Source organism: Micromonospora sp. DT231, assembly GCF_049847025.1.
GTDB lineage: Bacteria > Actinomycetota > Actinomycetes > Mycobacteriales > Micromonosporaceae > Micromonospora.
This window is the reverse complement of the sequence record NZ_JBNCNO010000003.1, coordinates 453,577-472,979: the sequence shown is the minus strand read 5'-3', so window position 1 is coordinate 472,979 and position 19,403 is coordinate 453,577. Positions and strand designations below refer to the sequence as shown.

The 19,403-nt window shown below is 72.1% G+C and carries 21 protein-coding genes; 10 read left to right on the top strand and 11 right to left on the bottom strand.

Annotated elements, in window-relative coordinates:
* The first annotated feature begins 178 nt into the window (after nt 1-178).
* The 3 genes from ACPXBU_RS10320 (at nt 179) to ACPXBU_RS10310 (ending at nt 4,423) form a co-directional block, all read left to right on the top strand.
* Complete coding sequence (locus ACPXBU_RS10320; RefSeq protein ID WP_425757872.1) at nt 179-2,317, top strand: SpoIIE family protein phosphatase; 2,139 nt, start codon at nt 179-181, stop codon at nt 2,315-2,317.
* A 26-nt stretch (nt 2,318-2,343) separates the two neighbouring features.
* Entirely contained in the window at nt 2,344-3,021 is a 678-nt protein-coding gene (locus ACPXBU_RS10315; protein ID WP_393367611.1) for an HAD family hydrolase, read from the top strand.
* Nucleotides 3,022-3,127: 106 nt separating this feature from the next.
* Nucleotides 3,128-4,423 (top strand): cation:proton antiporter, encoded by a 1,296-nt coding sequence (locus tag ACPXBU_RS10310; protein WP_425757871.1) that lies wholly within the window; start codon nt 3,128-3,130, stop codon nt 4,421-4,423.
* A gap of 85 nt (nt 4,424-4,508) precedes the next feature.
* Here ACPXBU_RS10310 and ACPXBU_RS10305 read toward each other — a convergent pair whose 3' ends face one another.
* A complete protein-coding gene (locus tag ACPXBU_RS10305) occupies nt 4,509-5,447 on the bottom strand; it encodes an NAD(P)/FAD-dependent oxidoreductase (RefSeq protein ID WP_425758009.1) in 939 nt (312 codons plus the stop codon).
* Nucleotides 5,448-5,557: 110 nt separating this feature from the next.
* Here ACPXBU_RS10305 and ACPXBU_RS10300 point away from each other — a divergent pair, with 110 nt between their 5' ends.
* Entirely contained in the window at nt 5,558-5,773 is a 216-nt protein-coding gene (locus tag ACPXBU_RS10300) for a DUF3072 domain-containing protein (RefSeq protein WP_425757870.1), read from the top strand.
* Between the two features lie 14 nt (nt 5,774-5,787).
* On the opposite strand, the gene ACPXBU_RS10295 is transcribed toward ACPXBU_RS10300, so the two are convergent.
* Nucleotides 5,788-6,288, bottom strand: a complete 501-nt coding sequence (locus tag ACPXBU_RS10295) for a metallophosphoesterase family protein (protein WP_393367607.1) — start codon at nt 6,286-6,288, stop codon at nt 5,788-5,790.
* 51 nt (nt 6,289-6,339) lie between these two features.
* A complete protein-coding gene (locus ACPXBU_RS10290) occupies nt 6,340-8,166 on the bottom strand; it encodes a glycoside hydrolase family 15 protein (RefSeq protein WP_425757869.1) in 1,827 nt (608 codons plus the stop codon).
* Nucleotides 8,167-8,286: 120 nt separating this feature from the next.
* Between ACPXBU_RS10290 and ACPXBU_RS10285 the strand changes: the two genes are divergently transcribed.
* On the top strand, nt 8,287-8,874 hold the full coding sequence (locus ACPXBU_RS10285; RefSeq protein ID WP_425757868.1) for a general stress protein: 588 nt from the start codon (nt 8,287-8,289) through the stop codon (nt 8,872-8,874).
* A 119-nt stretch (nt 8,875-8,993) separates the two neighbouring features.
* Here the strand turns inward: ACPXBU_RS10285 and ACPXBU_RS10280 are convergent, their stop codons facing one another.
* The 3 genes from ACPXBU_RS10280 to ACPXBU_RS10270 all read right to left on the bottom strand — a co-directional run bounded on the left by ACPXBU_RS10280 (nt 8,994) and on the right by ACPXBU_RS10270 (nt 10,589).
* The gene (locus ACPXBU_RS10280; RefSeq protein WP_425757867.1) at nt 8,994-9,326 is read right to left on the bottom strand and encodes a DUF6506 family protein; all 333 of its coding nucleotides are present in this window, start codon (nt 9,324-9,326) and stop codon (nt 8,994-8,996) included.
* Nucleotides 9,327-9,399: 73 nt separating this feature from the next.
* Nucleotides 9,400-9,987, bottom strand: a complete 588-nt coding sequence (locus ACPXBU_RS10275; RefSeq protein ID WP_425757866.1) for a DUF1684 domain-containing protein — start codon at nt 9,985-9,987, stop codon at nt 9,400-9,402.
* Nucleotides 9,988-10,019: 32 nt separating this feature from the next.
* Nucleotides 10,020-10,589, bottom strand: coding sequence for a TetR/AcrR family transcriptional regulator (locus tag ACPXBU_RS10270; protein ID WP_425757865.1), 570 nt, complete (start codon nt 10,587-10,589; stop codon nt 10,020-10,022).
* A gap of 60 nt (nt 10,590-10,649) precedes the next feature.
* Here ACPXBU_RS10270 and ACPXBU_RS10265 point away from each other — a divergent pair, with 60 nt between their 5' ends.
* Complete coding sequence (locus ACPXBU_RS10265; protein WP_425757864.1) at nt 10,650-11,138, top strand: FBP domain-containing protein; 489 nt, start codon at nt 10,650-10,652, stop codon at nt 11,136-11,138.
* A gap of 46 nt (nt 11,139-11,184) precedes the next feature.
* Here the strand turns inward: ACPXBU_RS10265 and ACPXBU_RS10260 are convergent, their stop codons facing one another.
* Entirely contained in the window at nt 11,185-11,718 is a 534-nt protein-coding gene (locus ACPXBU_RS10260; protein WP_425757863.1) for a GNAT family N-acetyltransferase, read from the bottom strand.
* A gap of 157 nt (nt 11,719-11,875) precedes the next feature.
* Between ACPXBU_RS10260 and ACPXBU_RS10255 the strand changes: the two genes are divergently transcribed.
* Both ACPXBU_RS10255 and ACPXBU_RS10250 read left to right on the top strand, forming a co-directional pair.
* Nucleotides 11,876-12,358 carry a MarR family winged helix-turn-helix transcriptional regulator gene (locus ACPXBU_RS10255; RefSeq protein WP_393367589.1) on the top strand — a complete coding sequence of 161 codons (483 nt, stop codon included), beginning with the start codon at nt 11,876-11,878 and terminating at the stop codon, nt 12,356-12,358.
* An 11-nt stretch (nt 12,359-12,369) separates the two neighbouring features.
* The gene (locus ACPXBU_RS10250; protein WP_425757862.1) at nt 12,370-13,356 is read left to right on the top strand and encodes a pirin family protein; all 987 of its coding nucleotides are present in this window, start codon (nt 12,370-12,372) and stop codon (nt 13,354-13,356) included.
* Nucleotides 13,357-13,420: 64 nt separating this feature from the next.
* Here ACPXBU_RS10250 and ACPXBU_RS10245 read toward each other — a convergent pair whose 3' ends face one another.
* Nucleotides 13,421-13,549, bottom strand: a complete 129-nt coding sequence (locus ACPXBU_RS10245) for a hypothetical protein (RefSeq protein WP_255508778.1) — start codon at nt 13,547-13,549, stop codon at nt 13,421-13,423.
* 133 nt (nt 13,550-13,682) lie between these two features.
* On the opposite strand from ACPXBU_RS10245, the gene ACPXBU_RS10240 reads away from it, so the two are divergent.
* Nucleotides 13,683-15,272 carry a phospholipase D family protein gene (locus ACPXBU_RS10240; protein WP_425758008.1) on the top strand — a complete coding sequence of 530 codons (1,590 nt, stop codon included), beginning with the start codon at nt 13,683-13,685 and terminating at the stop codon, nt 15,270-15,272.
* On the opposite strand, the gene ACPXBU_RS10235 is transcribed toward ACPXBU_RS10240, so the two are convergent.
* Nucleotides 15,221-15,973: a hypothetical protein gene (locus ACPXBU_RS10235; protein WP_425757861.1), complete on the bottom strand. Its 753-nt coding sequence runs from the start codon at nt 15,971-15,973 to the stop codon at nt 15,221-15,223. The two genes, ACPXBU_RS10240 and ACPXBU_RS10235, sit on opposite strands and share 52 nt — an antisense overlap.
* Before the next feature lie 366 nt (nt 15,974-16,339).
* Between ACPXBU_RS10235 and ACPXBU_RS10230 the strand changes: the two genes are divergently transcribed.
* Nucleotides 16,340-17,161 carry a SigB/SigF/SigG family RNA polymerase sigma factor gene (locus ACPXBU_RS10230; protein ID WP_393367585.1) on the top strand — a complete coding sequence of 274 codons (822 nt, stop codon included), beginning with the start codon at nt 16,340-16,342 and terminating at the stop codon, nt 17,159-17,161.
* A 136-nt stretch (nt 17,162-17,297) separates the two neighbouring features.
* Here ACPXBU_RS10230 and ACPXBU_RS10225 read toward each other — a convergent pair whose 3' ends face one another.
* Together ACPXBU_RS10225 and ACPXBU_RS10220 are read right to left on the bottom strand one after the other, a co-directional pair.
* Complete coding sequence (locus ACPXBU_RS10225; RefSeq protein WP_393367583.1) at nt 17,298-17,888, bottom strand: GNAT family N-acetyltransferase; 591 nt, start codon at nt 17,886-17,888, stop codon at nt 17,298-17,300.
* The gene (locus ACPXBU_RS10220; protein WP_393367581.1) at nt 17,885-19,390 is read right to left on the bottom strand and encodes an APC family permease; all 1,506 of its coding nucleotides are present in this window, start codon (nt 19,388-19,390) and stop codon (nt 17,885-17,887) included. Before ACPXBU_RS10220 ends, ACPXBU_RS10225 begins: the two co-directional genes overlap by 4 nt.
* Nucleotides 19,391-19,403 lie beyond the last annotated feature (13 nt).

Genomic DNA, 19,403 nt, shown 5'->3' with positions numbered 1-19,403 from the left:
GACTGCGCCGGGCGCATACCCGGCTACCGGTCCAGCAGTCCGCACAACGCGCCGCGTTTTTCCCCGCCGGCCGATGATCAGGGGCCCTGAACTGCCCAAACGGGCACTGCGACGCTGGCGGCGACGCCCCGCCGCCATGATCGGATGCCTTTTCCGACAAGCCGACTAGGCTGCGAACATGCCAGGAACGGTCGGGCGAGTCCCCACGCCAGCAACTCCGGTCCCGGATGCGTCCACCGGCACCGGTGCGGCCGCTGCCGTGCTCGCCCACGACTGGGCCGGCACCCCGCTGGGCCCACCCGAGAGCTGGGACGTGGCGGTCCGGGCCGTGGTCGAGCTGATCCTCGCCTCGCCGATGCCGATGGCCCTGGCGTACGGCGACGACCACGTCCTGCTCTACAACGCCGGCTACGCCGAACTGCTGGGCACCAAACACCCGAGCGCCCTCGGCCGCCCGGCCGCCGAGGTGTTCGCCGAGATCTGGGCGCTGCCCGGCGTCGGCCAGGTGTTCGAGCGCACCTACCGGCAGGGCGTGCCGTTCCTGGAGAAGGAGTCCACCCTGCCGCTGGTACGGGGGCACTCCGCGACCGTCGAGCAGGCAGTCTTCACCCGGGGCTACTCCCCGGTGCGGGACAGCACCGGCACGATCGTCGGCACGTTGACCGTCGCGGCCGAGACGACCCACGTCACCGAGCAGTTGCAGAGCCTCAGCGAGGTGGCCGCCGCGCTCGCGGGCACGCTCACCCTCGACGACGTGGCCCGGGTGGCGCTGCGGTACGCGATCACCACGTTCGACCCCGACCAGGCCTCGTTCGCGGTCGACGAGGGCGGCGGCGGTTGGCGCATGGTGCGCCGGGTGCGCGGCGAACTGCTGGACGAGGCCGACGAGCGACTTCCTCCGCTCTGGCGGCGCGCTCCGGCGGGCTGGTCGGCCCCGGTGGTGGAGGCGGCCCGCTCCGCCGGCCCGTTCTTCGTCCGCGACGGGCAACCGCTGCGGGAGATCGCGGCGGACCGCCACGACCAGAAGATCCGCTCGATGGCGGCCCTGCCCCTGGGGACCTCTGTGGTGCGCGGCGGGCTGGCGGTCGGCTACCAGGTGCCGCACACCTGGTCACCCGCCGAGCGGGCGCTGCTGGCCGCCTCGGTCGAGCTGATCGGCCAGGCCGCGGAGCGGGCCCGCCGGTTCGAGACCCAGCACGGCACGGCCCAGTTGCTGCAACGCAGCATGCTGCCGGAGCACCTGCCGGACCTGCCCCGGTTGCGGGTGGCGGCCCGCTACGACCCGGGGGTGGACGGCAACGCCGCCGGCGGTGACTTCTACGACGCGTTCCTCCTGCCCGGTGGCGCGCTCGGCGTGGTGCTTGGCGACGTCGCTGGTCACGACGTGCAGGCCGCCGCGCGGATGGGACAGGTCCGGGCCGCGCTGCGCGCGCTGGCCCTGGCCGACCCGGCGCCGGACGCGGTGCTGGCCGGGTTGGACCGGCTGGTCACCAGCCTGGGCGCGGAGGCCAGCACCCACGAGCTCTTCGTCACCGTGGCGTTCGGGGTCATCGACGCGGAGCGGCGGGAGCTGACCGTGGCCAGCGCTGGTCACCCCGCACCGCTGATCCGCCGCAGCGACCCGGAGGGCCGCTGCCACGCGGAGTACGTCGACGTGCCGGCCGGTCCCCCGCTGGGTCTGGGCAGCCGGCCGGGCACCACCACCGTCGCGTTCCGTCCCGGTGACACCCTGTTGCTGTTCAGCGACGGGGTGGTGGAGCGTCGTCGGCAGAGCCTCACCGCCGGGCTGGCCACCCTCGGCGACGCCGTCGCCAAGGCCGGCAGCGGCGACCCCCGCGCCCTGTGCGCGGTGGCCACCGCGGCGGTGCCCGGCGGCACCGAGGACGACGTGGCCGTGCTGGCGGTCGAGCACGCGCTCAAGCCGAGCCGTTCGGCGAGCATGGAGGTGCCGGCGGAGCCGACCGCGCCCAGCCGGGTCCGACACTGGATGACCGGCCAGCTCACCGAGTGGCAGGTGGCCGAGTCGGTGATCGGGGCGGCGGTCCTGTGCACGAGCGAGCTGACCACGAACGCGTTGCTGCACGCCGGCACCGCCGCCCGGGTGGAGATCGACCTCAGCCCCGAGCGTCTCCTGGTCTCGGTCGCCGACTCCGGCACCCGGGGCACCGTGACCCGGACCCGCACTGACACGTTGAGCAGTCGTGGGCGTGGCCTCGGCCTGATCGAGGAGCTCAGCGACGCCTGGGGCACCGACCCGTCGGTCCGCGGCTCCACGGTCTGGTTCGAGATTCTGACGCCGCCGACCACGCATCCCTGAGACGCCCGACGGGTAGGAGGACGTCCATGGCTACCGACCGGCCCAGTGGAGTCCTCTTCGACGTCGACGGGACCCTGGTGGACACCACCTACCTACACACGGTGAGTTGGTGGGAGGCGTTGCGCCAGACCGACCAGCCGGTGCCGATGGCCGTGGTGCACCGCTCGATCGGAATGGGTTCGGACAAGCTCCTCGACCACCTGCTCGGCCCCGAGCGGGACCGGGACGCCGACGAGAAGCTGCGCGACGCGCACGACACCCTGTACGCCGAGTACTGGGAACGCCTCACCCCGCTGCCCCGGGCCGCCGACCTGCTGCGCGCCTGCGCCGAGCGCGGCCTGCGGGTGGTGCTCGCCACCTCCGCCTCGGAACCCGAGGTGGCGGCGCTGCGCCGGGCGCTGGCCGCCGACGACGTGATCGACACGGTCACCTCCTCGGCGGACGCCGAGCAGAGCAAGCCGGCCCCGGACATCCTGGTGGTCGCGCTGGAGCGGTCCGGGTTGGCCGCCGAGCGGGTGGTCTTCGTCGGCGACTCGGTGTGGGATGTCATCGCGGCCGGCAAGCTGAGCATTCCGTGCGTCGGGTTGACCTGCGGCGGCACCAGTCGCGGCGAGCTCGCCGGCGCCGGCGCGGTGGCGGTGTACGACGACCCCGCCGCGCTGCTCGACGCACTGGCGGACTCTCCGCTGACCCGACCGAGGTGAGGCTCACTCGGGTTCACCCACTCGTACGCGCATAGCCGGCCCCCTCGTGGGGCAAGGTCTGTCACCACCTGCCCGCGCCCCGCGGGTGCGGTCGAAGGGTGGTGCCGTGGAGCCGGTAGACGTGGCGTTCGCGCTTGTGGGCCTGGGCGCTCTGCTCGCGGGCATCCTCCCCCGGGTGCTGGAGCAGCGTCCGCTGTCCATGCCGATCGCCTTCCTCGCCCTCGGCATGCTGGTGTTCCTGCTGCCGGTCGGGCTGCCGACACCCGACCCGCTGGCCCACCCGGAGCTGACCACCCACCTCACCGAGATCGGTGTGATCGTCGCGCTGATGGGCGCCGGGCTCAAGATCGACAGGCCGTTGAGTTGGCAGCGGTGGTCGTCCACCTGGCGGCTGCTGGCGATCGCCATGCCCCTGTGCATCGCCGCGGTGGCCCTGCTCGGCTGGTGGTGGGCGGGCCTGGTGCCGGCCGCCGCCCTGTTGTTGGGCGCCGCGCTGGCCCCGACCGATCCGGTGCTCGCCGCCGACGTGCAGGTCGGCGAGCCGACGGACGTGGAGGACTCCGAGGACGAGGTCCGCTTCGCGTTGACCTCGGAGGCCGGCCTCAACGACGGGCTGGCGTTCCCGTTCGTCTACGCCGCCATCGCCATCGCCTCGACAAGTCTCGCCCCGCGCGACTGGATGGCCGAATGGTTCGCCGTGGACGTGCTCTGGAAGGTGGGCATCGGGGTCGGCGGTGGGCTGCTGATCGGCTGGTTGCTCGGCAAGCTGTTCTTCCGCGCGCCAAGTGAGCTGCGACTGGCCCGGCACGCCGAGGGCTTCCTGGCGCTGGCCGCCACGTTCCTGGCGTACGGGCTGGTGGAGGTGGTCGGCGGGTACGGCTTCCTGGCGGTGTTCGTCGCCGCGCGGGCCATCCGGGCCGCCGAGCGGACCCACGAGTTCCACTCGGTGTTGCACGACTTCGCCGAGCAGGTGGAACGGCTGCTCACCCTGGTGCTGTTGCTGCTGCTCGGCGGCGCGATCGTGGGTGGTCTGCTGACGCCGCTGACCTGGCCGGCGGCGGCCGTCGGGTTGGCGTTGGTGTTCCTGGTCCGGCCGGTGGTCGGCTGGTTGTCGCTGCGCGGCGCGCCGGGGCGAACGGCCGAGCACTGGGTGATCTCGTTGTTCGGCATCCGCGGGGTCGGCTCGTTCTACTACCTCGCGTACGCCACCACGAAGGCGGACTTCCCGCAGGCCGAGCTGCTCTGGGCGACCGTCGGGCTGGTGGTGCTCGTCTCCGTCGTGGTGCACGGCATCACGGCGACCCCGGTCATGCAGCTACTCGACCGGGAGGGCGAGCGGACCTCCGACCCGGCCGAGCGGGACGCCGACGCCCGGCCGGTAGCCGCGGCCGGGCACCCCTGAGCGCGTGCCGCAGCCCAGCCGGCAACGCCCGAGCAGGCGGCCGGCCACGCCCGAGCAGCGAGCAGGCCACCCCTGAGCAGGCAGCTCAGGCCAGGCGGGCGACCAGCGCACGGCCCAGGTCCCGGCCGGAGCGCCAGGCGCTCTGCACCCGGGGCTTGCCGAACGCGTCGCCGGCCAGGCCGATCCCGTCGGCGTCGAGGTGGTGGGTGACGCCGCCGGCGTCGCTCGTCGGCTTCGCGTACGTCCAGCGGTGCACGTGCACGTCGACGGCCTGCTCGGGCAGCCCGAGCAGATCCCGGACGGCCTGCTCGACCGCCGGGCCGGCCCCGGTGGGTTGGGCCAGGTGCCCGGCCGCGAACTCCGGCACGGTGTGCGCGACAAGCACCGGCGCGCCGTCACCGCGCCGGTCGCCGTCGTCGCAAACGAGGTTGAGGACCGCATGCTCGTTGACGAACGCGCCCCGGAAGTCGGGCCAGCGCCGGGTCGGGAAGCGCAGCACCACGGCCAGCGACGGCGACCAGCGTTGCGCCTGCACGACCCGGGTGGCGTCGGCCAGGGCCGGGTCGAGCAGCAGGGCGGCCTGCGGGCCGGGCATGGCCAGGGCGACCGCCGCGCACGACTCCCCGTCCACGACCGGGCCCGGCTCCACGGTGAGCACCAGCCGGTCGACGGTCACCGGCACCTCACCGGCCAGGTGCTCGACCACCGAGCGCAGTCCACGGGGGGCGGCGAAGCGCATCGGCCCGGGCACCTCGTGGCTCCCGCTCCGGTCGTACGCCTGGAAGGTGTCGGTCCATTCCCGGACCAGGCCGGCGGCGCGCCACGTGTCGACGACGGCGACGAAGTCCGGGTCGGTGGCGGTGAAGTACGCGGCGCCGATGTCCGCGGGCCGACCCTCGAACCGTTTGCTGGCCATCCGGCCACCGCGGACGTGCCCCCGCTCGCGGACCTGCACCGGCACCCCGGCCCGGGTCAACTCCACCGCACAGGCCACCCCGGCGATGCCCGCCCCGACCACCACCACCGTCGACCGGTCCACCTTCATCCGATGATCGTAGGTGGCGGCGAGCGGGCAGGAATGAACAGTGGAGATCAGGGGTACTGGCACACCTGTTCGAAGAGAGGATGACGACGATGACGAACCCGAGCAACGAGCCGGCCGACCAGAGTGCCGCGATCAAGGACCCGGACGAGTGGGTCACCGGCGACGAACCGCCCACCGCGGCCCAGGAGTCCTACTTGAGCACCCTGGCCCGGGAGGCCCATGCCGATCTCCCGGACAACCTGACCAAGGCCGAGGCGTCCAAGCGCATCGACGAGCTGCAGGCCGAGACCGGCCGGGGGCAGTAGCCCCGCCCCGCCGGTCAGGCGCGGGGTAGGCGGTGCAGCGTGACCTCGGTCAGGCCGCCCGCGTCGATCTCGGCGGTCAGGTAGGTCGCGTGGGGTTGGGAGCGGCGGTCGGTGGGCGAGCCGGGGTTGAGCAGGCGTAACCCACCAGGCGCTTCGGTGTCCCACGGGATGTGCGAGTGCCCGAAGACCAGCAGGTCGACGTCGGGAAAACGGGCCGCGCACCGCTTCTCCCGACCGGTGCGTGGCCCGGTCTCGTGCACCACGGCGACCCGCAGGCCGTCGAGTTCCACCCGGGCCACCTCCGGCAGCCGGGCGCGCAGCGCCGGGCCGTCGTTGTTGCCGTACACCCCGACGAGTCGGCGCGACCGCGCGGTCATCGCGTCGAGCAGCGCCTCGTCCACCCAGTCACCGGCGTGCACCACCACGTCCGCGGCCTCGATCGCCGCCCAGAGCGGGCCGGGCAGGTCCCGGGCCCGCTTCGGTAGGTGGGTGTCCGCCGTGAGCACCAGCCGCATCCCGCCATTCTCCCCGGCGGGGGGCCGCCCCGCGCGGGCGCCCCCCCGCCACTACCGGACCGGGGAGAAGTACGCCGGGGGCATCCCGCAGTGCCGCAGCGTCGGATCACGCTCGACGTCGGTCAGCACGCCTGCGGCGTTGATCAGGCCGATGTGCGAGAACGCCTGGGGGAAGTTGCCGAGCTGCTCCCCGGTCAGCGGGTCGATCTGCTCGGCGAAGAGGCCGAGGTCGTTGACCCGGGCAGCCAGCGCCTGGAACAACTCGTGGGCCCGGTCCCGCTCACCGGCCAGCGCCAGGCAACACACCAACCAGAACGAGCAGATGACGAACGCCGCCGGGTCGCCGTCCCAGCGCCGCAGCAGGCCGTCGTGCGACAGCCGCTGCTCCACGACACGGACCGTCGAGCGCATCCGCGGATCGTCGGCCCGCAGGAACCCCACCAGGGGCATCACCAGCACCGACGCGTCCAGCTCCTCGGATTCGAAACTTCCGGTGTACGACTGGAGCCGCTCGCTCCACCCCCGCTCGAGCACCTGCGCGCGCACCTCGTCGCGGACGGCCGCCCAGCGCGCCACGTCCTGCGGCTCGCCGAGCTGGTCACCGAAGCGGACCGCCCGATCCAGGGCGACCCAGCACTGCACCTTCGAGGACACGTGGTGGTGTTCGACGCCGCGTTCCTCCCACATCCCCGCGTCGGGCAACTCCCAGTCGTGCGCGGCCTGGTCGGCGAGCAACCGGAGGACGTGGCGCACCTCCTGGTCCATCGGCTCCAGCTTGTCGCGCATCAACCAGGCGGCATCGAGCGTCTCGCCGAAGATGTCGGTCTGCCGCTGCTGCCAGGCGTCGTTGCCGATCACCACCGGCGGGCTGTCGCGGTAACCGCCGAGTTGTTCCAGGCGGTGCTCGGTGAGATCCCGCTCCCCCAGCACCCCGTACATGATGGGCACCGGCTTGTTGTCGACCCGACCCATCGCCCGTCCCAACCAGGCGAACTGCCGCTGCACCTCGTCGATGCACGTCGTTCGCCACAGTGCCCGCAGGGTGAGGCTGAGGTCGCGTACCCAGACGTAGCGGTAGTCGTAGTTGCGGTCCCCGCCGAGTTTTTCCGGCAGCGACGTCGTCACCGAGGCCACCACGGCGCCGCTCGGTCGGTACGTCATGCCCTGCACGACGAGCCGGCTGCGCCCCACCTGTTCGGCGTAGAGCCCGTCGTAGGCGTGCGACGCCGTCCAGGACCGCCAGCCGGCGACGGTGTCGGCGATGGTCTGGTCGGCGTCCGGGACCTCCGGCAGCGGGGCGTCGTAGGTCGGGGCGTACCCGAGGGAGAAGTTGTGCCTGGTGCCGGCGCGGACGGTGAACGTCGCGGCGGCCTCGCCCTCGCCGGAGGTCAACCGCACGCTGCCGCGCAGGGTGAGCCGGGCGGCTCCGGCGATCGCCTCCAGCATGTCCTCCCGCTCGATCAGGTACGCGATGGTGCGGCCGTACTCGAAGCGCGGCCGGTAGTGCACGCGCATCGGCACCGCACCGGACAGCCCCTCCACCGAGCGGACCAACACCTGTGGCGAGTGCAGGCCGATGTCGTGACCGCGGGACCCCGGCTCGAAGGCGAGCGCGTCGGTGAGGGCGACCTCCCCCTGCGCGGTGCGGAAGACGGTCCGCAGCACCAGGGTGTCCTCGAGGTAGTCGCGTTCGGTTGTGTAGTCGCCCTCGGGCCGGATCGACCAGTGTCCGGCACCGTCGTCGAGCAGCCGCCCGAACACCGACGGGGCGTCGAACCGCCCCGGACACCACCAGTTCACCGAGCCCGAGGAGTCCACGAGCGCCGCGCTGCGTCCGTCGGCGAGGAAACCGTAGTCACTGATCTGTCCGCTCTCCACCTGACTGCCTACCCGGGCCACCCGCGCCCATTCCCCCCGCCGGGGATGGCCCGCGCGCGCCGGCCGGTGTTACCTGTCGACGTGGACGGGAACCCGGAGAGCTGACGAGGGAGGATGCTCATGACGTCAGCTTCGGGGCCGACCGCCGCGTGGCGGCCCGGCACACAGGATGGCGACCTGCTTCCAACCGGACCGGCCGGCCGCCTGGCGACACCGGGCGGTGACGGCCACGGGCCGGAGACCGGCCCGCCGACCGTGACGATCGGCTCGTACCCGGACTATCCGGCCGCACAGCGGGTCGTCGACTATCTGGCCGACAATCGTTTCCCGGTGGAGCACACCGCCATCGTCGGCACCAACCTCACACTCGTGGAGACGGTGCTCGGGCGGATGACCACCGGTCGCGCCGGGCTGCTCGGCGCCGGCACCGGGGCCTGGTTCGGGCTCTTCATCGGTCTGCTGTTCGGCATCTTCACCGTCGGCAACTGGCTGGCGGTGATCCTGGTCGGGCTGGTCATCGGCGCGATCTGGGGTGCCGTGTTCGGCGCGGTCGCGCACGCGATGACGGGCGGGCAGCGGGACTTCACCTCGGCCAGCTCGCTACGCGCCGGCCAGTACGCGGTGACCGTCGACGCGCAGCTCGCCGACCAGGCCCGACAGCTGATGGGTCGGATGCGGGTGCCCGGCTCGCCGGCCAACGCCCGCTGAGCGACGAGGCCCGCTGAGCAAGAAGGCCCGCTCAGCGACGAGGCCCGCTCAGCGACGAGGCCCGCTCAGCAACGATCGAACGGCCGTCCGTCCCGGCAGCACCCGGGGCGGGCGGCCGTTCAGTCGTGCCGTGGCGGGGCCTGGTCAGCTTCGAGCCGTTCGCCGTACCGTGTCGCACCGCGCACCGAGTCCACCGCGAACGTTACGTGGCCGACGGGGACCCGTCCGCCGACGGCCTCGGCCACCCGTGCCGCCGCCGTCAGCGCGAAGCCTCCGCACAGTTCGATGAGCGCGACCCCCTCGGCCACGAGGTCCACCGCCACGGCCGGGGCCGTCGACGGGTCCGGCACGGGCACGAGATAGGTGCGTTGACCGCCGCGGTCGAGCACGACCCGGTCGTCGACGGGGTCGCTGCCCGGATGCTCGTAGATGTACGCCCAGCTGACCGTCATCGAACGCTCCTCCTCCTGGACCGGGGACGTCGACCGACCGTAGGCGTTGAAGTGGACTTGAGGTCAAGGACACTCAATCGTGGTACGTCAACTCGCCGGCGCGGATCTCGACGTCGACCCGGTTCTCCGGCGGTGCGAGGGGGCACGCCCAGCGGTCGTCGTACGCGCAGCTCGGGTTGTAGAGGTAGTTGGCGTCCAACCGGACCCGGTCGCCGGGCAGCAGCTCGACACCTCGACCGAAGGTGCCTTTCACCGTGTCGGTGAGGTAGCGGCCTCCCCCGTAGGTCTCCCGCCCGCAGGTGCCGTCGCGCAGCGGCACGAACAGCCCGCCCCCGTACGCCTCGATCCACCAGAGCGTCAGCGGTCCCCAGGGCGTGTCGGCAATCGCCACCCGCCGGTACGCGACCACCCCGTCCGGACCGCCGGTGTCGATCCGCAGCTCCCCGCTGGCCGCCCGCAGGGGCGCCTCGACCACCGCCTCGGGATTGGGCGGGAAGTAGCGCACCCCGGAGAAGTCCGCGCGATCGGCCGCCGGGATCGGGCTCTGCGGGTGGGTGGCGAAGAGTTCGTCGCGGCCCGCACGGAACCCGGTCAGGTCGACGTCGGACAGGTACAGCCGGGCCACCCGCTCCCGCCAGTCGGCAAGTTCCAGTTGATCCACGTATCCGAGCCTAGGCCGTCGCGGTGGGCAGCTCAGCGTGACGGCCAGTTGCTGAGGACCGCGTCGAGGGCGTCCAGGGTGCGCGACCAGGAGTCGTCCGTCGCCCGTGGGGTGTGGCGGAAGCCGCCGGTCTTCTCCAGGCTGACGAACCCGTGGAACGTGCTGTGCATCATGCGGACGGCGTCGGTCTGGTCGGGCTCGGAGAGCCGGTAGCCGCGCAGGATCGCCCGGGTCATCTCGGCGTGTCGGACGCCCGCGCTCGCCGCGGCGGTCTCCGGGTCGAGGTCGATCTGCATGGCGGCGTACCGACCCGGGTGCTGCCGCGCGTAGTCCCGGTAGGCGTTGGCGAACGCCACGAGCGCGTCGTTGCCGGCGCGGCCGGCGAGCGCGGCGCCCACCCGGTCGGCCAGCTCCGTCAGGGCCAGCAGGGCGATCCGGACCCGCAGGTCCTGCGCGTTCCTGAGGTGGAAGTAGAGGCTCGCGTCCTTCACCCCGAAGTGGCGCGCGAGCGCGGCGACTGTGACGTTCTCCACGCCCACCTCGTCGGCCAGCTCGGCCCCGGCCAGCGCGATGCGCTCGACGGTCACCCCCGCACGTGCCATGCCGCACACTCCCCGCCTAGCCGTAATAATTGTTTGCCTAGGAGAGCTAGGCTACTCCCTATGTTGCAGCTGACCGAATCCGTCATCCGCGCGTCCTTCGTGAATTGCAGCCGGGGCGAGGCGAAGCGGCTGACCGTACCCAATGATCTTGACTTGCGGCCCTGGGACGACCTCGACTTCCTCGGCTGGCGGGACCCCGCCGCGCCGCAGCGGGCCTACCTGGTCGCCGAGACCGACGGCAAGTTGGCCGGGGTGGTGCTGCGGGCCGCGAAGCACCAGACGGGGCGCGTGCGGCACAGCATGTGCTCGTTCTGCCTGACCACGCACCTCGGCGGTGGCGTCACGCTGATGACCGCCCCCAAGGCCGGGCCGAGCGGGCGGCAGGGCGATTCCGTGGGCACGTACCTGTGCTCGGACCTGGCCTGCTCGCTGTATCTGCGCGGAAAGAAGCACGCCGGGCCTCCCGCGCCCGAGCCTCTGCCCCTGCCGGAGCGGATCGAGCGCGTCCAGACCGCCCTCGCGACGTTCCTCCGCAAGGTCACCGAGTGACGGTTGGGGGCGACCGGCGCGTGTTTCGAGCCCGGTCGGCCCCCGGCTAACGGTCGGTGGCCAGCCGGGCGTGCAGGTGCTCGTCGTAGCGGCGGCCGTCGCCGTAGCGGTACGACTCGCGCAGCGTCCCCTCGGCGAGGTAGCCGGCCCGCTCGGCGACGCGGCAGGACGCCGGGTTGGCCACCGCGTGACACAACTCCACGCGGTGCAGCCGCAGGTCGGTGAACGCCCAGTCGGTGAGCCGAACGACGGCCCGCACCGCCACCTGCCGCCCGCGCGCCGCCGGCACCGTCCAGTAACCGACGGAGGCGCCGCCGTCATGGATGCTGTGCAGCGAGACCGAGCCCAGCGGTTTCCCGTCGGCCGCCGAGGTCACCGCCAGGGAGACGTGGTCACCGGCGGACCAGTCGGCCCGGCGGCGGACCCAGCGCAGCGCGACCTCGTCGTCGACCGGGCCGCCACCCTGCGGGTTCCACTGGGCGATGGCCGGATCGCGCAGGGCGTCGCGCACCGCCGGAGCGTCCTCGTCTCGCCAGGGGCGCAACAACAGGTCGGCGACGGTGAGCTCCACGTGTTTCACGAGGCGGCAGTCTGGCACACTGCGCCACCATCGCGCCGCTGGTTTACCGGCCAACTCTTTCAAAGTTGCACGAAGCGTCCAGTCGACGGCAGAGACGTGACGCGGGCAACGCTTCGCAGCGGTAGTTAAATTTTGAAGTAGTGCTATCGTCGTGGTCATGACCGAGAGCCTGGACCGCACCCGAGAGGTCGCCTGGCGCGCCTACATCGAGGCCAGCCAGCTTCTCTTCACCCAGTTGGAAGAGGACCTGCGCGCCGACAGCGCGCTCAGCTTCGCCGACTACCACGTGCTGGTCCTGCTCTCCGAGGCACCGGGGCAGCGGCTGCGGATGGGCGAGTTGGCCAACGGGCTCATCTTCTCGCCCAGCCGACTGACCTACCAGATCTCCTCCATGCAGCGCCGTGGCCTGGTCAGCAAGGAGCCCTGCCCGGACGACCGACGCGGCAGCGAGGCGGTGCTCACCGCCGCCGGGCTGCTCGCCCTCTCCGACGCCGCGCCGCACCACCTGGCGTCGGTCCGGGCCCACCTCATGGACGACCTCGACGACGCCGAGGTCGCCTGCCTCACCCGGGTCTTCGACCGGCTCGGCCGCCGCCTGCGAGCGGCCCGAGCCGCCTCGTCCACCCACGTCACCCGTTAAGGAGCCCTCCGATGCCCGCGATCACCGTCGACAACGTCGTCGTCCTGCCGCGCCTGCCCCAGCTCGGCGACAGCACCACCTTCCGCAGGGTCCGCACGGTGACCACCGCGCCCACCGGCTTCGAGGGTGAGGGCTTCCCGGTCCGTCGCGCCTTCGCCGGGGTGTCGACCACCGACCTGGACCCGTTCATCCACCTCGACCAGATGGGCGAGGTCGACTACGCGCCGGGCGAGCCGAAGGGCACCCCGTGGCACCCGCACCGCGGCTTCGAGACCGTCACGTACATCATCGACGGCATCTTCGACCACCAGGACTCGCAGGGTGGCGGCGGCACCATCACCGACGGCGACACCCAGTGGATGACAGCGGGCAGTGGTCTGCTTCACATCGAGGCGCCGCCGGAGCACCTGGTGGTCAGCGGTGGGCTCTTCCACGGCACCCAGCTCTGGGTCAACCTGCCCCGCTCGGCCAAGATGAACCCGCCCCGCTACCAGGACATCCGGGGCGGCGAGTCGGCGCTGCTCACCACGCCCGACGGCGGCGCGCTGATCCGGGTCATCGCCGGTGAGATCGCCGGGCACCGCGGCCCGGGGTCGACCTTCACGCCGATCACCATCACCCACGTCACGGTGCAGCCGGGGGCGCAGGTCGACCTGCCCTGGCAGCCCGACTTCAACGCTCTGGTGTACGTCCTGGGCGGCCGTGGCACGGTCGGCACCGACCGGCGGCCGGTGCGTACCGGCCAGCTCGCGGTGCACGGCCCGGGTGACGCGCTGCGGTTCGCCGCCGACACCACGCAGGACAGCAACACCCCGGCGCTGGACCTCTACATCATGGGTGGCAAGCCGATCCGGGAGCCGGTGGCGCAGTACGGCCCGTTCGTGATGAACACCCGAGACGAGCTGCTCCAGGCGTTCGAGGACTTCAAGGCCGGTCGGCTCGGCGTGATCCCCACCGAGCGGTTGCCGCACACCGGCGGCCAGGGCGCGCGGCCCTGACGCCGCCTCGGCACTGAGGTCGGCGCCGGCGCCCCCGGTTCACCACGGGCGCGCCGGCGCCGCCTCAGGAGACCGCGAAAATCCCAGCCACACCAAGAATCACCATCACCAACACCGCTACCAGCGCACCCCGTTCGCTCTCCACCGCCGGCTCGCGGTACTCGGTCACGGGATTCGTCGTGTCGCGGGGCATGATGTGGTCTCCTCGGCTGTTGTCGCGTCGCCGCGATGGCGTTGGCCAGGTCACCGGTGTGCCGGGCTGGCGTGCGGACCCACGTCCGGAGTCCTACCGTGAGGACGTTGCCGACCTCCAGGGGGGCTGGACGTTGCCGTCGCAGGACTGGTTCCTCACCGCGCAGGAACGCGCCAACCCGGTGTCTGGGTTACCCGTCTCAACCAGGGGAAACCTCGCTGAGCCGTTGATTCACGGTGCCGCGTACTTCGACCGGCTGGTCGACGAGGTGGAGGCGCTGGGGTCCGGCGACCACCTGTTCTTCACCGACTGGCGCGGTGACCCGGACCAGCGGATGCGGCCCGACGGCCCGACGGTAGCCCAGCTCTTCGCCCAGGCCGCCCAGCGCGGCGTGGTGGTCAAGGGACTGATCTGGCGCTCGCACCTCGACGTGCTCGCCTACAGCGAGGCGGAAAATCGCGACCTCAGCGAGACGATCTCCGCGGCCGGCGGCGAGGTGCTGCTCGACCAGCGGGTCCGCCGCGGCGGCTCGCACCACCAGAAGCTCGTGGTGCTGCGGCACCCGGGCGCACCCGAACGGGACGTCGCGTTCGCCGGCGGGATCGACCTGTGCCACAGCAGGCGCGACGACGCCGCTCACCACGGTGATCCGCAGCCGGTGCAGATGTCGCCCCGGTACGGGCCCAACCCACCCTGGCACGACGTGCAGCTCGTGGTGCGCGGCCCGGTGATCGGCGCGTTGGACACGCTGTTCCGGGAACGCTGGACCGACCCGATGCCGCTGGACTCGGAGAACCCGATGGCCTACCTGCGGGACCGGCTGCGCGGCGCGGACCTGCGGCCGGACCCGCTGCCCGAGCAACCCGCCGACCCGCCCGAGTGCGGTCCGCACCAGATCCAGGTGCTGCGCACCTACCCCGCCGTGCGTCCGCGTTACTCGTTCGCACCCGACGGCGAGCGGACCGTGGCCCGGGGTTACACGAAGGCGGTACGCCGCGCCCGCCGACTCATCTACCTGGAGGACCAGTACCTGTGGTCGGCCGAGGTGGCGGACCTGTTCGCGCACGCGCTGCGGGACAATCCGGAGTTGCACCTGATCGCCGTGGTGCCCCGACACCCGGACGTGGACGGCAGGTTCGCGCTGCCGCCGAACATGGTCGGCCGCGAGCAGGCGCTGTCGCTGTGCGAACGGGCCGCACCGGACCGGGTGCACGTGTTCGACGTGGAGAACCACACCGGCAACCCGGTCTACGTGCACGCGAAGGTGTGCGTGGTCGACGACGTCTGGGCCAGCGTCGGCAGCGACAACTTCAACCGCCGCTCCTGGACGCACGACAGCGAGTTGTCCTGCGCGGTGCTCGACGACACCCGCGACCAGCGGGCGCCCGCCGACCCGGCGGGCCAGGGCGACGGCGCGCGGACCTTCGCCCGGGACCTGCGGCTACGCCTCTGGCGCGAGCACCTCGACCGGGATCCGGAGGGCGCCGACGACGCCGACCTGCTCGACCCGGCGGACGCCGTCGCGGCCGTCACGGCCGCCGCCGACGCGCTGCAACAGTGGTACGACGACGGCCAGGTGGGTGAGCGACCGCCCGGACGGCTGCGCCCGCACCGCCCCGAGCGGCTGCCGTGGTACACCCGCGCCTGGGCACTGCCGGTGTACCGGTTGGTCTACGACCCGGACGGCAGGCCGCTGCGGGCGAGGCTGGCCGGCACCTGGTGAGGTGACCGGATCGGCTCCGCCGCGGCGGCGACCGGATGCACGCTCAGCCCACCGGGGTAGGCGAACGAGGAGCGCGGCGAGTAGTAGCCGAAGCCGATGGTCAGCGGGTTGGCCGGGCGGAGCGCGTACAACGGGTTGCCCGGCTCGAGGAACTCCACCGACTCGATCTCGAACGGGGCGACCGGTTCGGCGACGAACGGGTAGACCGAGCTGAGGAGCTGGCCGTCGCGGCGGGTGAAGTAGCGGTGGTGCCCGCTGCTGATCGCGTGACCGGTCTCCCCCACCCGGCACCGTGCCCGGATCAACGTCGCCCCGTCGATCTCCGTCTCGGAGAGCAGTGCCTCGCCGGTCACCCCGATCCGGGTCCGGCCGGTCAACACCGGGGCGCCGCGCGCGGCGGCGTACTCACGGACCAGGCCGCTGGAGGCCACGTAGGTGGTCCACCAGCCGCCCGGGTTGAGCCCGCCGGGCGCGTCGACGCCGAGGAGCGAGACGCCGAGGTAGGTGAGCGAGTACGCCCCGAAGCCGGAGGTCTGCGTCTCGTCCTCGACCACGTACTGGTTGAGGAACACCTGGTGGTCGGGGCGCGGGAACAGGCCCGGCGGGACCAGTGCGGCGACGGCGTCCGGGTCCGCCGGCACCCAGCTGAAGTAGAGCGTGCGACTGTTCACGACGAGCTGGGGAGCGGCTGGATCGAGCACGGTGCCTCCGAACCGGGTGTGTACACGCGACGCTACGGCCGGTCCCACCGGCGGGACAACGACGGATAGTCGACACTTCCGCCCAGCTGTCGGATTCCCTGTTGACCACGGGGTCGAGGCGGGAGCCGCGAACCGGACGGGCCGGACGTGCTGCGCGGCGTCCCACTCTGGGTAAGTGTGATCACATCCCTCCCAACCTTTGCCCTATTTGCACCTTTTGTAGTGAGACACGCCTTAAGTACATCAGCCTTTCGGCTAGATTTCGGGGAGACGATCAGGCTAAGGTGAGTCCCGAACGGCCCATTGAAAGCTAAACCAAAGAGTCACACCTTTTTGTCCGCGGACAAGGTGCAGGGAGGACCACCCATGACCGCGCCAACGATCACCGAGCAGCCGAGCACCACTGCCAAGGCCACCAAGCTCGACCCGCGCGCACTCACCGACAGCGCCGCCGACCTGCTCAACGCCATGGCGGCGCTGCCCACCAACCACCCGTCGCGTGCCGCGCTGCGGGACCGGGCCATCGAGGCCTGGCTGCCGCTGGCCAACCACCTGGCCCACCGTTACAGCGGCCGTGGCGAGCCGACCGACGACCTGGCCCAGACCGCCGCGGTCGGCCTGATCAAGGCCATCGACAAGTTCGACCCGTCCCGCGGTGTCGACTTCGCCGGGTACGCGATCCCCACCATCATCGGCGAGCTCAAGCGGCACTTCCGCGACCGCACCTGGGACATCCGGGTGCCCCGCCGGCTCCAGGAGCTGCGGCTGGCCATCTCCGACGCCAACAGCTCGCTCCTGCAGACCCTCGGCCGTTCGCCGACGGTCGCCGACATCGCCGCCCACCTCAAGCTCACCGAGGAAGAGGTGCTGGAGGGCCTGGAAGGCGCCCGCGCCTACAACGCGGTGTCGCTGTCCACCCCGACCGGCGACGGCGAGCGCGCCACCGAGCTGGGCGACATGCTCGGCGGCGAGGACGGCGAGTTCGAGCTGGCGGAGCTGCGGGTCGCCCTCGGCCCGGCGCTGGCCACCCTCGACGAGCGCGAGCAGAAGATCCTCACGCTGCGCTTCTACGGCAACCTGACCCAGTCGCAGATCGCCGACCAGATCGGTGTCTCGCAGATGCACGTCTCGCGGCTGCTGACCCGGGCGCTGACCAAGCTGCGCGGCCAGCTCGACGGCACGTACTGAGCCAGATCACGCACGTACTGAGCCAGATCACGACGGTGGGCCGGGTCGACAGACCCGGCCCACCGTCGTACCCCCGTTCGTCCCGCTCACGTGCCGTGCGGGGAAGGCTCCCCGACCACCGCCGGCCCGCGCCGGGTCAGCGGTCGGCCGGCTGCCGCCACATCGGCCAGAACGGGGTGCCGTCGGGCACCCGGAACGGCTCGCCGGCCAGATAGCCGTGCTTCGCGTACAGGTCCCGGCTGCGCGGGCTGCTCGCCTCGACGTACGCGGGCATCCCGTTGGCGTCCAGCCAGGCGTGGTGGTGTCGCATCAACGCGCTGCCCAGCCCCTGACCCTGCCGGCCCGGTTGCGTCGCCAGGAAGGCCAGGTGGTGGTGGTCCGGGTGCGGGTGGTTCGCCGCGAACAGCTCGTCGAGGTGCTGGAACCGGTCGGTCCACTCGCCGCACGCGGCGGCCAGTCGGGCGTCGTAGTCCACCGGCGGCGGAGCCGGCTCACCCACCGACCGAAACCAGACCGCGACCGAGGCCCGGTCCGCGGTGGCGTGGACCATGCCGTGCCGCATCGCGTGGCCGACCAGAATCTCGAAGTCTCCGGCCAGCACGGCCTCCCGCTTGCTCGGGTCGGGCACCAGCCAGGACGTCACCCGCAGGGCGACGAACGCCTCGGCGATCCGGTTGGCCACCAGGGTGGTCTCCTCGGGTCCGAGCTGCTCGATGGTCACGCTCACCGGGTCACCTCCACCTGGGCCGGCGTCTCCGGCTTGACGGCGGCGCTCGCCGCGCCGAGGCCGATCCGGGCGTACGTGTCCGGACGGTTGTCACGCAGCACCAGCGCCCAGCCGATGCCCAGCAGCGCCGCCACCGGGTATACGGCGGGCAACGCCCAGCGCAGGGTGGAGTCCGGCGCGACACCGAGCAGGTTGGCGAAGTTCGACACGGCCAACCAGATGATCACGAAGAGCGCGATGGTGGCCAGGCCGGGAGCGATGGCTCGCCGCCAGAGGTTCTCGTCGCCGCCGGAGCGGGCGAAGTAGCCGATCACCGCCACCGAGGTGGTGGCGATCAACAGCAGGACGCCGAACCCGCCTGTGGTGCCGCCCCAGAAGAACAGCTTGACCACCGGGTCCCAGCCGTTGATCGCGTAGAGCAGGATGACCACGAGGCCGAGGACGCTCTGCGCCAGCGAGGCCGCGCGCGGCGCCCCGCTGCGGGTCGAGGTCTGCCCGAACACCGCCGGCAGCACCCGCTCCCGACCGAGCGCGAACGTGTAGCGGGCCGTGGTGTTGTGAAACGAGATCATCGCGGCGAGCACCGAGGTCAGGAAGAGCACCTGCCCGATGGTGACGGCGGTGTCGCCGAGGTGTGCGCCGGCCAGGTTGAAGATCAGCGTGACGCTCTGCTCGTTGGCCGCGGCGACGATCTGGTCCGGCCCGACGGCGACGGTCATGGTCCACGCCGACAGCGCGTACAGCCCGGCGATGATCACCACCGACAGGTAGGTGGCGAGTGGCACCGTCCGCTTCGGGTCCTTGCTCTCCTCGCTGAAGACCACCGCCGACTCGAAGCCGACGAAACCGAGGATGGCGAGCACCAGCACCGCTCCGACGCCCGGCACGAAAAGGTTGTCCGGCGAGAACGTGGCGAAGCTGACCTCACCGCCGGCCGGGTTGCCGAGCTGCCCCAGGTCGAAGACGAGGATCACGACGACCTCGGCGACCAGCAGCGCGGCCAGGACCAGACCGTTGATGTCCACCCGGAGCAGACCGAGCAGACCGACCAACGCCCACGCCACCAGGGCCACGACGGCCCAGTGCGGGTGCCCGCCGAAGATCCGGTCCAGCACCGGCTCGGCCGCCACACCGATGGTGCCGTACAGCCCGACCTGGAGCGCGTTGTACGCGATGAGCGCGACCCAGGCGGCGCCGACGCCGGCAGGCCGGCCCAGTCCACGGGAGATGTAGGCGTAGAAGGCCCCGGCGTTCTCCACCCGCCGCGACATCGCCACGTAACCCACCGAGAACAGGGCGAGCACCGCGGCGACAAGCAGGAAGGCCAGCGGGATGCCGGTCACCCCGACCACGCCGTAGCCGGTGGTGACGACGCCTGCCACCACGGTCAGCGGCGCGGCGGCGGAGAGCACGAAGAAGATCACCGAGGGGATGCCGAGACGGCCTCGGGCCAGGGCTTCGGAGACGTTGCTGGGTCTGTCGACTGTCGATGTCGGGGGCATACGACTACTCCGG

Coding starts and splice junctions, on each gene's coding strand:
- ACPXBU_RS10295 (WP_393367607.1), bottom strand. CDS start 6,288: ATGCGGCTGGTGCTCACGGCGGACACCCACCTACCGAAGCGGGCCCGG.
- ACPXBU_RS10270 (WP_425757865.1), bottom strand. CDS start 10,589: ATGGCACGTGCGGGGGTGACCGTCGAGCGCATCGCGCTGGCCGGGGCC.
- ACPXBU_RS10230 (WP_393367585.1), top strand. CDS start 16,340: ATGACCGCGCCAACGATCACCGAGCAGCCGAGCACCACTGCCAAGGCC.
- ACPXBU_RS10315 (WP_393367611.1), top strand. CDS start 2,344: ATGGCTACCGACCGGCCCAGTGGAGTCCTCTTCGACGTCGACGGGACC.
- ACPXBU_RS10245 (WP_255508778.1), bottom strand. CDS start 13,549: ATGCCCCGCGACACGACGAATCCCGTGACCGAGTACCGCGAGCCGGCG.
- ACPXBU_RS10250 (WP_425757862.1), top strand. CDS start 12,370: ATGCCCGCGATCACCGTCGACAACGTCGTCGTCCTGCCGCGCCTGCCC.
- ACPXBU_RS10300 (WP_425757870.1), top strand. CDS start 5,558: ATGACGAACCCGAGCAACGAGCCGGCCGACCAGAGTGCCGCGATCAAG.
- ACPXBU_RS10265 (WP_425757864.1), top strand. CDS start 10,650: ATGTTGCAGCTGACCGAATCCGTCATCCGCGCGTCCTTCGTGAATTGC.
- ACPXBU_RS10280 (WP_425757867.1), bottom strand. CDS start 9,326: ATGACGGTCAGCTGGGCGTACATCTACGAGCATCCGGGCAGCGACCCC.
- ACPXBU_RS10255 (WP_393367589.1), top strand. CDS start 11,876: ATGACCGAGAGCCTGGACCGCACCCGAGAGGTCGCCTGGCGCGCCTAC.
- ACPXBU_RS10285 (WP_425757868.1), top strand. CDS start 8,287: ATGACGTCAGCTTCGGGGCCGACCGCCGCGTGGCGGCCCGGCACACAG.
- ACPXBU_RS10220 (WP_393367581.1), bottom strand. CDS start 19,390: ATGCCCCCGACATCGACAGTCGACAGACCCAGCAACGTCTCCGAAGCC.
- ACPXBU_RS10320 (WP_425757872.1), top strand. CDS start 179: ATGCCAGGAACGGTCGGGCGAGTCCCCACGCCAGCAACTCCGGTCCCG.